General features: G+C 66.9%; 12 protein-coding genes. 3 read left to right on the top strand and 9 right to left on the bottom strand.

Annotated features, from left to right (window positions below; all coding sequences use genetic code 11):
- Positions 1-160: 160 nt before the first annotated feature.
- Positions 161-1,390, bottom strand: coding sequence for a methyltransferase domain-containing protein (locus ACZ5ZX_RS41500; protein ID WP_465507501.1), 1,230 nt, complete (start codon positions 1,388-1,390; stop codon positions 161-163).
- A gap of 94 nt (positions 1,391-1,484) precedes the next feature.
- Positions 1,485-2,270, bottom strand: a complete 786-nt coding sequence (locus ACZ5ZX_RS41495; RefSeq protein ID WP_465507500.1) for a dTDP-4-dehydrorhamnose 3,5-epimerase family protein — start codon at positions 2,268-2,270, stop codon at positions 1,485-1,487.
- Positions 2,271-2,575: 305 nt separating this feature from the next.
- On the opposite strand from ACZ5ZX_RS41495, the gene ACZ5ZX_RS41490 reads away from it, so the two are divergent.
- Positions 2,576-4,138 carry a PH domain-containing protein gene (locus ACZ5ZX_RS41490; RefSeq protein WP_465507499.1) on the top strand — a complete coding sequence of 521 codons (1,563 nt, stop codon included), beginning with the start codon at positions 2,576-2,578 and terminating at the stop codon, positions 4,136-4,138.
- 12 nt (positions 4,139-4,150) lie between these two features.
- Here ACZ5ZX_RS41490 and ACZ5ZX_RS41485 read toward each other — a convergent pair whose 3' ends face one another.
- A complete protein-coding gene (locus ACZ5ZX_RS41485) occupies positions 4,151-5,248 on the bottom strand; it encodes a nucleotide disphospho-sugar-binding domain-containing protein (protein ID WP_465507498.1) in 1,098 nt (365 codons plus the stop codon).
- Positions 5,249-6,275: 1,027 nt separating this feature from the next.
- Between ACZ5ZX_RS41485 and ACZ5ZX_RS41480 the strand changes: the two genes are divergently transcribed.
- Entirely contained in the window at positions 6,276-6,917 is a 642-nt protein-coding gene (locus ACZ5ZX_RS41480; RefSeq protein ID WP_465507497.1) for an LmbU family transcriptional regulator, read from the top strand.
- Between the two features lie 66 nt (positions 6,918-6,983).
- Here ACZ5ZX_RS41480 and ACZ5ZX_RS41475 read toward each other — a convergent pair whose 3' ends face one another.
- A complete protein-coding gene (locus tag ACZ5ZX_RS41475; RefSeq protein WP_465507496.1) occupies positions 6,984-7,661 on the bottom strand; it encodes a response regulator in 678 nt (225 codons plus the stop codon).
- Positions 7,658-8,812 carry a sensor histidine kinase gene (locus ACZ5ZX_RS41470; protein ID WP_465507495.1) on the bottom strand — a complete coding sequence of 385 codons (1,155 nt, stop codon included), beginning with the start codon at positions 8,810-8,812 and terminating at the stop codon, positions 7,658-7,660. The genes ACZ5ZX_RS41475 and ACZ5ZX_RS41470 overlap by 4 nt, the downstream gene beginning before the upstream one ends.
- A 158-nt stretch (positions 8,813-8,970) precedes the next feature.
- Between ACZ5ZX_RS41470 and ACZ5ZX_RS41465 the strand changes: the two genes are divergently transcribed.
- Positions 8,971-9,171 carry a hypothetical protein gene (locus tag ACZ5ZX_RS41465; protein ID WP_465507494.1) on the top strand — a complete coding sequence of 67 codons (201 nt, stop codon included), beginning with the start codon at positions 8,971-8,973 and terminating at the stop codon, positions 9,169-9,171.
- Between the two features lie 81 nt (positions 9,172-9,252).
- On the opposite strand, the gene ACZ5ZX_RS41460 is transcribed toward ACZ5ZX_RS41465, so the two are convergent.
- The 4 genes from ACZ5ZX_RS41460 to ACZ5ZX_RS41445 all read right to left on the bottom strand — a co-directional run.
- Positions 9,253-10,257: an SAM-dependent methyltransferase gene (locus tag ACZ5ZX_RS41460; RefSeq protein WP_465507493.1), complete on the bottom strand. Its 1,005-nt coding sequence runs from the start codon at positions 10,255-10,257 to the stop codon at positions 9,253-9,255.
- Between the two features lie 22 nt (positions 10,258-10,279).
- Positions 10,280-11,476: a pyridoxal phosphate-dependent aminotransferase gene (locus ACZ5ZX_RS41455; RefSeq protein ID WP_465507492.1), complete on the bottom strand. Its 1,197-nt coding sequence runs from the start codon at positions 11,474-11,476 to the stop codon at positions 10,280-10,282.
- 31 nt (positions 11,477-11,507) lie between these two features.
- Positions 11,508-12,080 (bottom strand): flavin reductase family protein, encoded by a 573-nt coding sequence (locus ACZ5ZX_RS41450; RefSeq protein WP_465507491.1) that lies wholly within the window; start codon positions 12,078-12,080, stop codon positions 11,508-11,510.
- Between the two features lie 41 nt (positions 12,081-12,121).
- Positions 12,122-12,811, bottom strand: a 690-nt coding sequence (locus tag ACZ5ZX_RS41445; RefSeq protein WP_465507490.1) for a tryptophan 7-halogenase, incomplete at its 5' end; no start/stop codon positions are given.

Here is a 12,811-nt window from a genome sequence, read left to right as displayed (position 1 = left end):
CGCCTTCAAATAAGACGCCGTCATCCACCCAGCAGTACCCCCACCCACAACAACAACCGAACCAACCACCACAAACTCCCTCAAATCGACAGAAAACCAGGCAGGAAGACCCGGTCGGACACGCCGCGGAACGGCGTTCTATTTCGGAAAACGAACGCGATCAGCCGAGCCGGACTTCGGGCACGTAAAGAATCCATTTCCCGCCCGCGTCACGGAATCCCTGCTCCTTGTCCATGATCTCGTCCGCGTGGTTCCAGGCGTACAGCAACGCGTAGTCGGGATAAGGAGCGGAAAAGGCCTCCGGCGCACGGACCGGTATGTGCGTCCCCGGGGTGAGCCGCCCCTGCTTGTCCGGAGTGCTGTCACAGACGAACGAAACCAGCTCCGGCCCGATGCCGCAGAAATTGTTCACCGTTGCGCTTTTGGCCGTCGCACCGTAGCCGACGACGGTCTTTCCCTCGTCCCGCAGCCGCGACAGAAGCGCGACCAGATCACCGCGGATCTTCGTCACCTTGTCCCCGAAGGCACGCAGTGTGGCCAACTCGGCGATCTTGTTCGTCTCCTCCTCGGCGAGCAGGTCCGCCACCGCGGGCGACGCCTCGCGCGCACCCGCGTGCGCCAGGCTGTACCGCACCTCGCCGCCGTGCACGGTCAGCCGTTCGACGTCCACCAGCGCCAAGCCGTAGCGGGCCGCCATCGACCGCACCGACCGGGCGGAAAAGAAGAAGAAGTGCTCGTCGTAGATCTGGTCGAACGAGCTGCGCTGGAGGATGTCGCCGAGGTACGGGTCCTCGAAGACGAAAACCCCGGTCGGCGCGAGCAGCGCCTTCACCCCACGGAGAATGGACTCCATGTAGGGGATGTGGCACAGGGTGTTGGCCGCGTAGATCACGTCGGCCGGCCCGTCCTCGGCGAGGATCTCCCGCGCCGTCCGCTCCTCGAAGAACGACTTGCGCACCCGGACACCCTTGCCCGCGGCCAGGTCGGCGACGCCGCCGGAGGGTTCCACCCCCAGATGCCGGATCCCGGCCTCGGCCAGTACCTTGAGCATGACGCCGTCATTGCAGCCCAGCTCCACGACCATCGGGTCGTCGCCGGTCAGTTCGGTACCGAGCAGACGCTTGGCGGTCTCCTCGAAGTGCGTGCGCATGAACGACGACCCCGACGAGTGATACGGGTAGTCGACATGGAACATCCGCTCCCTCGGCACTTCCTCCATGAGCTGGACCATGGAGCAGCTCTGGCACACCCCGGTGGCCAGCCGGAAGAAGAACTCTTCGTTTTCGTCGGCCTCCGGCGGCAAGAAGCAATCCGAAAGCGGCTGGCGGCCGAAATCAAAGAACTCGATGACCACACCGCCACAGACGCGGCACACCCCATTGGTCGACATAGAAACTCCTGACTTGGCTTGACATCGATTTCAGACAACCACATTCCGGCCGGAATTACGACGGCGCCGGGTCCCGCCGGCGAGACAGCCTCGCTCAGGCCGCCGCTCCCGCGCGCAGCGACTCGTAATGGGCCTGGCATTCCTCGTAGGTCGGCAGCATTCCTCTTGCCGCCGCCGTATGCAGATTCGGCGCACCGGCGTCCTTGTCGGACATGATCGGGGTACCGCTCAGTTCCCACGGGATTCCGATCGCCGGGTCCAGCGGATTGATTTCGATCATCGTGCCGGGTACATACTTCTCCGAGCACAGGTAGTTCACGCAGGCGCTCTCGGTCAGCGCGACGAAGGCGTGGCCGAACCCGTCGGGAAGGTACACCGAAACCCCGGTGTCCGCGTCCTGCCTGGTGAGCTCGTACTTGCCGAAGGTCGGCGAGCCGACTCGCAGGTCCACCGCCACGTCCAGGATCGAACCGCTGACACAGGTCACGAGCTTGGCCTGACCGGGCGGCAGCGCGGTCCCGTGAATTCCGCGAATGGTGTTGCGCGCACTCATCGAAAAATTCGACTGCCGGACCGCGAATATGTGCCCGGTGATTTCGAAGAGGACACTCGAGCGCACCAGCTCCGCGAAAAATCCACGCTTGTCGTGCTGCCGGGCCGGCACGATCCGGAACGCGTCAGGAATGGACAACTCGGTAATCTTCATCATGAACCCATTCACCGGGGTAATGGTCATCGAATCGGGTGGCGCCCACCCCGCCGCGCCGACGGAAACGCGGCGCACGACCTCGATCGTCGCGGACCGCCAGGTGAGATCGCAACCCCTGAACCATTGCCGATGGGCCATCGGCGCCGGGAAGCGAATCGGCGTGGCCGCCACGTTCAGCGTCCCGCTGGCGAGACCATCCCACCTCGCCCCGGCCTTTTCCGGCCTGGCTTGGGACCTGCTCATAGATGCGCGAAAGCACCGTCCTGCAAGGAAAACCACGGACCCGACCGCGGTGTCGGGAGGTAAGGCGAAGTCGCTTGGTGTTCCGCAGGCATCGTCGCGCGGTGCCGCACCTTGATCACGGCCGGTGAACCGGCGACCGAGCAGGGTTCGCCATCGACTCACCAGCCGACGCGAAAGGCCACGGCTAACATGGCGGAATCCGGCCAGGATCGACCAGATACGGAGTAGGCAGCGTGACAACGCCATCAGCCCCGGACGACACCGATCCCGAACCGGCCGCCGCGCTCGAAAACTGGCAACGGCTGGACCCGCGCACGGTCGCGGTCACCGCGCTGCTGATCGCCGGCGCGGCGGGTGGTGCCGCCATCCCCGCCACCATCGCGCTCGCCAAGGACAACGGGGTGGGCACGGCGTTGTCCTTGGTCGTGCCCATTCTCGTGGCGGTCATCCTGTTCAGCCCGCTCGCGGGCTGGGTGCACTGGCGGTCGACGCGTTACCGCGTCAGCGAAGACCTCATCGAGCTGCGGTTCGACCTGATCATCCGGTCCCGCAGGACACTGCGGCGGGAACGCGTGCGTGCCGTGGATGTCACCGCGAACCCGCTGCACCGCCTGTTCGGGCTGTCGGAGCTCACCGCGGGCACCGGCCAGAGCGGCCAGAACGAAGATCGGGTGAAGCTCGCGCCGCTGGGCCGCGTGGAAGCCGACCGCCTCCGCCGGGTGCTGCTGGGCGAACCCGAGCCGGACGAGGGAACGCGGCGGGATCGCGGGACACAGCTGGCCACCTTGGACTGGAGCTGGTTGCGGTTCGCACCGGTCTCCTTCGCGGCACCGGCCATCGCCGCGGCGGCGTTCGGTGTCGCGTGGAAGGTCGCCGACTGGCTGGGGCTGGAGCGCTCGGTGTTCGACTACGTCGGCGGGCTGTTCACCGGTGACCGGTCCCCGGTGGTGGTGGCCGTCCTGCTCGCCGCGGGCGCGGTGATCGGGGTGGTCGGCTCGCTGGCCTGGTTCGCCGAACAGTGGTGGGGCTACCGGCTGGACCGGGACGGTTCCACGATGCGGGTCCGGCGCGGTCTGCTCACCACGCGATCGATCTCCGTGGAGCAGGAGCGCCTGATCGGGGTCGATCTGGCCGAGCCGCTGGGCAGCCGCACGTTCGGCGCCGCGCGCGTGGACGCGGTGGCCACCGGCATCCGGCGCACCGATGGCGACAAGAAGGTGGCCGGTTACGGCACCCTTCTGCCCGCCGCGCCGCGAACGACGGCGGACCGGGTGTGCGCCGAGGTACTGCGAACTCGCACCAGCCCCACCTCCGCCGAGCTGCGCCCGCATCCGCCCGCCGCCCGCCGCAAACGGTTGGTCTGGGCCGTTTCGGCGGTCCTGCTCCTGTGCGCCGGTACCGGGGTGGCGGGCCTGCTCCTGTCCCCGGCCTTGCGGTACGTCGCGGTGCTCGCGGCCGTGCCCTTGATCGTCGCGGCGGTGCTGCTGGCACTGGACGCGTACCGGAGCCTGGGGCACGGGCTCACCCGCGATCATCTCGTCGTGCGGTCGGGCACCTTCACCCGGCACACCGTGGCGCTGCGACGATCCGGGGTGCTCGGGTGGCGGCTCCGCCAGTCGATGTTCCAGCGCCGGGCCGGGCTGATCTCGGTCACCGCCATCACCGCCGCGGGTTCCGGGGGATACACCGTGCCGGACGCGGCTGAAGACGACGGGATCATCTTCGCCGCCAGTGCGGTGCCCGGCTTGCTGGACCAGTTCACCGAACCCGTGGCCGAGCCGACGCGGGAAGCCTGACCGGCCGTGGGCTCAGGAACCGAACTTCGCCAGTAGCTCGACCACCTCGGAAAGGCACGGTTGAGCCGCCATTTCCTCGGCGACCTCGGCCGCCGCCTCGCGGAACCGGTGCTCGGCCAGGAGTTTCCGGCACGCGTCCGCCACCACCTCGGCGGTGACCTCCTCGGGCGCGAGCCGCAGTCCCGCACCGGCGGCCATCACCGCGGCCGCGTTTTCCCACTGTTCGTCGATCCGCGGCAGCACAAGCTGCGGACAGCCCGCCATGAGCGCGGTGAGCGAGGTGCCCTGACCGCCGTGGTGCACGAGCGCGTCACAGCTCGGCAGCACCTGCGCCAGCGGCAACCTCCCGACGTACCGCACCGCGTCCGGCAGCGCGGGCCAGCCCTCGGCCAGCGCCGCGTCGACCGCGACCACCAGTTCGACCCCGAGTCCGGCGAGTTCTTCCAGCTTCGGCACGAGCGTGCGGCCTGCCTCCTCGGGACCGAATTTCGGCAACAGGGTCCCGAGCGTCACGCAGATCCGCGGCCGGTCCCGCTGTTCGAACATCCAGCCGGGGACGAACGCGTCGCCGTTGAACGGCACGTACCGGACGCTGTGCTGGGTGAGCGCGTCGGCGAGGCGCAGGCTGGGCGGCCACGGGCTGAGGATCATCTCCGGTTCGGGGAAGGACCCGCCCGGCAACTCGGCGGCGGCACCGGCCGAGAGTTCCGCGAGTGCGGCCACTCCCCATCGATATTCCACGTGGGGCAGGTCATTCCATGCCGCGGCCAGCGGGCCGGCGAACTCGGCGCGCTCACTCACGACCAGGTCCGGCCGCCACGATTCGACCACGGCGCGGACGCCGGGCAGGCTCCGCGCCGCGATCCTGCCGAAGGCGCGGCCGTGACGTCGCTCGGTGGCCTTCTCGCGACCGAAATGGTCGACCAGGTCGACGAAATCCGGCACCGGCCCGCACGAAGCCACGGGCAAGCCGGACCGAAGCGCGTGGGGCACGAACTCGTCCGACGTGACAACGAGCACGTCGTGGCCGAGCGAACGGAACGCCCATGCCAGCGGAACCAGTGGAAAGAAGTGACCGGCCAGGGCCACCGTGGTGAAGAGCACTCGCACACGTATCTCCTCTCGTCGGGCACCGCGGGGGAAAACCGCCAGTAGTCCGGGAAACCACCGAATAACGGCGCGTCTGTCGGCGCTGCCAAAGAATTCATCACCCGTGAAACACGGTTCGCACCATCGACCACACGGAAATTTCACAGTGGCCTTGCCGGTCATCCGGCGACACCTGTTCAACCGGCCGCCGTCCTGTGGTCCGTTCGAACCACGTCCGACCGGCCGATGAAGGCTACCGCGCCGGGATTGTCCCGCCACGCGAGACACCCGCCTGCTTAACGACAAATGCGACTCGCCGGTAGCCACGGCGGACAATGGATCGGCTTCCGCGACGCCTGCACCCCGCCGCCGATAGGTCCGTTAGGTCCGTTCTTGTCATGATCCAAGGTCGCTGCTAGACTCGCCGTAGCTATCGTATAAGAATACAGGAATAGCTTTAAGCAAACATCCATGTCTACTGGGGTGATGGGTGATGAATGCTTGAATAGATATACCTGGAAAAGTTTGATTTCATAAATCGGAGCCACAGTGCGGCGAACACCGAATGCCGCGGTGACCGATTGATCGACTGGGGATGAACCGGTAGGCCGCCAGGGAACGGCAGGTCGGCCGGTCGATGGTGTTCGACGCCGTCAGCGGGTACCCGGCGGACGCTTGTCCATGGCTGGCGGCCCCGCGCCGAAGGTGCCGAACGCGCCGAGAAACAGCTATCTGGGGGATGATCGCATCACACGTCTGTACAACGGCGTCGCTCCGGCATGCCGTCCCGCGACCGCGCCACCCATGGCCGATGCGGAATGTCTGGACCTCTTCCATAATGCGGCTCGACAATGCGGTGACGACAGACGATCGTCGCCGCGTTTTCCATTAACGAGCCGACCGGAATCCATTCCTTTCTACGACTTGACCGGCCAAGCCGATCCGCACCGCTCAGGACAGATCTTTCTAGGATATTGATGGGGGGAACAACAAAATGAAGGACAAAGGAGTCGCCGAAAACGGGCATAGAGTGGCGACAACGCCGTCTATGCCACCCCACCACGACGCCGAAAGCGCGAGACGCATTCTGACCAACCGGTCGGTCACCCGGCGGACCAGCCTCAACCTGCCGTCGAAGATCTCGCTCGACGACTGGCGGCGAATCGGAAGTGAAATCTTCGTCATTTCCGAATCTTCGATCTGGTGGCTGGGCGACTGGCTCATCTACGGCCAGGCGCAGTATCCGGATCTCTACATGCGCGCGATCGAGAAGACCTCGCTCGACTACCAGACCCTGCGCAACTACGCCTGGGTCGCGCGGAGGTACACCCCGGACCGGCGACGGCCGGGCCTGAGCTTCCAGCACCACGCCGAGCTCACCAGCCTGCCGGAGAAGGACCAGGACGAGTGGCTCGACCGCGCGGAGCGGTTCAAGTGGTCGCGCAACGAACTGCGCAACCGAGTACGGGCCAGCCGCAAGGCGATCCGGCAGGACACGCGCGAAAACCTGACGGTCATGAACATCGAGCTCAAGGTGCCGACCGACCGCAAGGAACGGTGGCTCGAGGCCGCCTCCTCCACCCAGCAGGACCTGCTCAGCTGGATGGTCAGCATCCTGGACGACGCCGCGGCCGCGGTACAGGAACCGGCCGACGACACCGTTCTCGACTCGGCGACGCCGAGCATCTGACCGGGAAAGCCCGTCCGGCTCCCTGCCCATGCCCCCATGGGAAGGGAGCCGGACGGGCTTTCCCGGTCATGGCTCGTCCCGCAGCAGGTTCGCGTCGCGGACGAGCAACGCGATCTGGACCCGGTTGTTCAGCTCCAGCTTCTTGAAGATGCGGGACACATGGGTTTTCACGGTCGCCACACTCATATGCAGTTCGACGCCGATCTCGGCGTTCGACTTACCCTGTCCGATGGCCATGGCCACCCCGTGCTCGCGCTCACTGAGCTTGCCGAGCCGGGCCCGAGCCGGACGGCAGGCGTCGGCGTCGGTGGATACCCTGGCGATGAGATGGCGCAGCACGGCGGGCGGCAGGATGGGCTCGCCCGCGGCGACCTTGCGTACGGCGCCGACGATTTCGGCGGGCGGCATGTCCTTGAGCAGAAATCCGGACGCCCCGGCGCGGAGCGCCCGTAACACGTGCTCGTCGGTGTTGAACGTGGTCAGGATGACCACCTCGGGCGCGTCCGGCCTGCCCCTCAGCAGTTCCGTGGCCGCGAGGCCGCTCATCTTGGGCATCTGGACGTCCATCAGCACGACGTCCGGCGCGTGTTCGTCCACCATGGCCGCCACCTCGCATCCGTCAGCGGCTTCCGCGACGACACACAGATCCTCGGCACCGCCCAGCATCAGGCAAAGGCCGGCGCGGACCAGCGGGTCGTCGTCCACGATCAGCAGCCGGATGGGCCCAGCGGGCGAAGCGCTCATGTCGCCCACGGAATCCACGCCCGCAGGCGGAACACACCGGTGCCGGTGGGTCCGTACTCCAGGGTGCCGCCCACCAGCGTGGCTCGTTCGGCCATCCCGATCAGTCCTCTCCCGGTCCCGGGTGTGGCGAGCAGGTCCAGTTCGCCTGCCAGCGGGTTGCGCAGTTCGAGGGTCAGCCCCTCCCGTTCGCCACCGTCCACGGTCACCTTCACCGCCAGCCCCGGCGCGTGCTTCCTGGCATTGGTGAGCCCCTCCTGCACTATCCGGTAGGCGTTGCGGCCGGCCGGATCGGGCACCGCCGCGAGATCGGCGACCGAATTGCGCAACGTGACGGCCATGCCCGCCTGCCTCGACTCCTCGATCAACTGCGGAAGCCTTTCCAGGGTGGCCTGCGGGCGGTTCTCCGCCTGATCGCGGTCCTCGCCGTCCCCGGCCGGTGTGCGCAGCAGCCCGATGACCTCCCGCACCTCCTGCAACGCCTGATGGACGCTGTTCCGGATGACCCCGGCCGCGTTGGCGATCTCCGCGCTCGGCGCCTCCGGCCGGTATTCCAGCGCGCCCGCGTACACGCTGAGCAGGGACAGCCGGTGAGCGAGCACGTCGTGCATCTCCCTGGCGATCCGCTCGCGCTCCAGGCGCCGGGCACGTTCGGCCCGCAGCACGGCCTCCGCCTCCGCTCGTTCAGCCCGGTCCTGGAGCGACAGGATCAGCTGCTTACGGGACCGGACGAACATTCCCCAGCCGACCACCGTGACGCAGAACAGGCTGCCCAGCAGCACACCGATCCGGAACGGCACGTCGGGATCGGGCCGCAGGGAGAAGTAGACCGGGTTGGTGACCAGGCACAGCAGCCCGACCGCGACGCTGACCCGGAGGCAGCAGCGGACCGCGACGGTGAACAAGGTGACCACGAGCGCACCCTGTACCAGCAGCAAGAACGAGGCGAACGGAACCAAGGCCACCGTGAGGAGCACCGGCCACCGGCGGCGGAACACCAGTGCGGCGCAGGCGGCCGCCCCGGTCAGCGTTTCGACCACGATCAGCGTCGGCGGCAACGAGGTGGCGTAAAGCGACAAAGACATCGCCACCCCGTAACCCGCGGCAAGCAGGAAAGCCGCGGCATCGGCCAGCGATTCCCGCCGATCACCCACGCTACCCACCTTTTCCTCCCCGACGGCCGTCGAACTGAGATCGGCGGTGCCTGCTACGACTTTGGGATGAACCACCCGCGGAAATCGCCGACTTTTGTCGTCCATATTTCGACCTTGGTCCGATTCACAGAGCCGACAGCGGCGATTAACTTGGTGACATGAGGAATTCCACGACGTCTTCGGTGGCCGGTTCGCCGCTGTTCGACGACGATGAAGTCCACCTCGGATCGCAGCCCTATTTCGACGACGATTTCGCTCGATCACTGACCGTGCGGGTGGATACCGTCGGCAGCCTCACCACCGACATCCTGAACCAGATCCTGGACCCGGCGTTCAAGGTCCTGCCTCGCCCGAAGTGAGCACGACCAGCGGACCAGGGGTCTCCACAGCGGCATCTCGGGGCGCTCTCCCCCAGTAGCGCCCCGAGGTGCCACCCCCATTCACTCCAGTTCGAACACGACCGTGCCCGCCAGGACGTCGCTGACGCACCTGCCGACACACTTCCAGCCGCTCTCGGCGAAAACCTCGAGCCACTCGTCCGCCGTCGGGATGTACTGGCCCATCAGCGTGTGCGCCACCTCGAACCCCAGCGTGAACACGGGGATCTTGTCGTCGGGCAGGCCGACGGTCCGCACCGTGTCACCCAGCAGGAACCGCCTGACCCCGGGAAACAGCTCGCGAAGCCGGCGCAGTGACGCGATCGCGTTGTCGCGCGGCCACAGGTCGTGGCCCATCATGAAGCAGGTGAGCAGGTCGATGTCGGCGAATTCGGGCCGTGGGCCCAGCTTCCGGACATCGGCGGCGAGGAAGGAGATGCGGTCGGCGAACCCGCGCCGCCGGACCTCTTCGGTCGACATCTCGATGGTCGCCTCGGCGATGTCCAGCCCGAGCCCGCGCACCCCGGGATTACGCTCCACGATCTGGATCAACCGCTCGCCACTGCCCGAGCCCAGATCCGCCACCGCGGTGAGCCCGCCGTCGACCCTGGACATCGCCTCCCAGAAGACCGGGTCGAAGAAGGCGGTGTTGGCCGCGCGGCTGGCGTAACTCACCGCCTTGGCGTCCCGCCGGTAGAACTGCCCGACGCGGTGCGAGTTGCGCAGCATCGACGGCATGGTGGTGAGCAGCTCCCCCGACCCCTGGCACAGCCAGTAGAACATCGGCTTGGCCTCGTACACCTCGTCGAACGCCGGTCCGGGGCGGACCTTGCCGTTGTCCCGCACGACGATGCCCACCGAGGCGAGCGCGCGGAACATCGCCATGGTGGACTCGGGATCGAGGTCACCTTCGGCGGCGAAGGCATCGACGTCGAGCACACCGTGGCGCCGTAGTCCGTCCAGCCCGCCCAGCTCCCACGCGGCACCGATCGCGGCGGCCGCCACGGCGGAGTTGAAGATTTCGGCGGCCGAAAGACCGGCTCGGTCGGTATCGGTAGCGGTACTCAAGGTTCTGCCTCCCAGGCTGTGTTCAGTGGGCACGCGGCCAGAGCGTCTGCCGCTTGATCCGCGACGCCGCTTCGGTGATCATCGCGTCCGACTTGTTGAAGGCGACGCGAACGTAGGGCTCGCCGTCACGAGGGTCGTTGAAAAGCACCGTACTCGGCACCACCAGGACACCGGCGTGATCGAGCATCAGCTTGGCGAAGGCACGGCAGTCGCCGCTGCCGGCCGGACGCACGTCGGCCATGAAGTAGCAGCCGCCCTCCGAGCGGCCGCATTCCAGGCCCAGCCCGGAGAAAACCTCGATCAGCCGGTCACGCGCTCGCTGCAGTTCACCGGCAGGTTGCCAGGCACCTGGCTCGAGCACCCCCGAATCCAGCACGGCTCGCTGGAGCGGTGCGGCGGTACCGCCGGTGATCGCGATATGGGCCTGACGCAGCACGTGAGTGTGCTGAGGCGCGGCCCGCAGATATCCCATGCGCCAGCCGCTGAGCGCATGGCTCTTGGACAGGCTGCCCACCACGATCGCGCGCGGCGCCAGCTCGGGGATGTCCGCGACGGAAAGGTGCTCCCGGCCGTCGAAGACGTAGGTCGCGTAAACCTCGTCGCTGATCACCAGCGCGTTCCACTTTTCGCACAGCGCGGCGAGGATGTCCAGTTCCGCCCGCGTGAACACCCGGCCGGTCGGGTTGTGCGGCGTGTTGAGAATGACCGCCTTCGTCCGGCTGCCGAACGCGGCCGCGAGCTCGGCCTCGTCGAACCGCCAGTCCGGGCCGCGCAGCGGAACGAACCGCGGACGTGCGCCCGCGAGCGCGATGGCGCCGAGGAAGTTGTCGTAGTAGGGCTCGAAGACCACTACTTCGTCGCCCGGGTCCACTGTGGACAACAAGGCGACCAGTAGCGCCTCGGTGCCCCCGACGGTGACCGTCACCTCGGTGTCCGGATCCGCGGGCGTGGTGAACGAGGCGGCGATCCGGGCCCGCAGTTCACGGTTGCCCGCCGGGTTCTCGTACTGATGCACGCCCGACCGCAGTGCCTCGCACGCCGCGTCGACCAACCGGTCCGCCGGCCGCGGCGCCGCGGGGGTGCCGGTGGCCAGATCCACCGCGTCGCGGGCCCGTCCCCCGCCCAGCAGCGTGACGAGCCCGCCGTCCGGCAGATCGCGCACTCGCCGCGCGTACGACTCCCGGACCGGGCCGGTTCCGTCAGTGCCGTTCTCAGTCATGCGACCCGCCTCCACGCTGGGTTCGTCCTGATCATGCGAACATCGACTCCGAGCCGACGCCGGCGAAGAAGTCCCGGCGTCCGTAGAGCAAGGGGTTGGCGTGGCTGCTCTCCACGTGGGCCACGACGCCGAACACCATCGCGTGGTCACCGATCTCGATCATCTTCGAGACGCGGCATTCGGCTATTCCGTAGGCGTCCTTGACCAGCCACGGCAGCGCGAGCACCGGCGACCGTTCCCAGACGACCTGATCGAACCGGTCGGGCTCGGCCGAGGCGAACAGTTCGGCCGTCCCCTTTCCGCCTTCGTGCAGCAGGTTGACCGTGAAACCCCCGGTTTCCCGCAGCGCCGCCAAGGTCCCGCTGCGAAGGTCGAGGCACACCTGGAGGGTGGGCGGCGAAAGTGTCACGCTGCTCAGTGAGTTGCACGTCAACCCGTGCGGCCGGTCCTCACCGTCCAGCGCGCTGACGATCGTCACGCCGGTGAAATAGGAACTCATGAACCCGCGGAACGCGGTGGGCACCACGACGGATTCGGTATCCGTGCCCGGCGGCTCCTCGTCCGGCTCGCCGCCGTTCTTTGCTTCTGCCGTGCTGGGTTCCATGTATCCGCTTTCTGGTCCGGAACAACCTGATTCAGGCCACTTCAGTCATTGATGCTGGCGAGGTACTCGTAGCAGCTGGGCAGTGCCGCGACCATTTTCTGTGCCTCGGCCTTGATCTTCGCGAACTCCGCCAACGCGTTCGACGGATCGAGATGACGCAACGCCGGCGCCGGAGTCCTCGGCCGATGACCCAACCCCATCGTCATCGCCGTCCACGAATAACTCTCAAACCCATGATAATGCGGATAAATCGTCTCCTCATCAAGCAACCGGCTCTGCGCCAGCTCCATCCGCTCCACCAACTCACCCGGAGCCGACCGGATCTTCGCCTCCTTCCAATACGGCGTGTCATCCCGGCCCGCCGCCTTGTAATGCAACACCAAAAACTCCTTCACCCCATCCACCGCACGCGCGATCCGATCGTTATAAGCCGCCACCACCACCGGATCGAACCCCGCACCAGGGAAATGCTTCACCAACTGCTCGATCGCATGCTGAATGAAAAAGATCCCCGTCGACTCCAACGGCTCCACAAACGCACTCGACAACCCCACCGCGACACAATTACCCACCCATGACCGCGCATGCCGCCCAATCCGCATCCGGATATGATTCGCCTCCAGATCCTCCTGACCGGGAGCCACCGCATCCCGCAACTCCCGCTCCGCCTCCTCCGGCGAAACAAACGCATCCGAATACACATAACCATGACCATTACGACGAAACAACGG

The sequence above is a fragment of the Amycolatopsis sp. NPDC033938 genome (genome assembly GCF_055575975.1).
The sequence above is the reverse complement of the archived record's forward strand: the minus strand, read 5'-3'. Positions and strand labels throughout refer to the sequence as shown.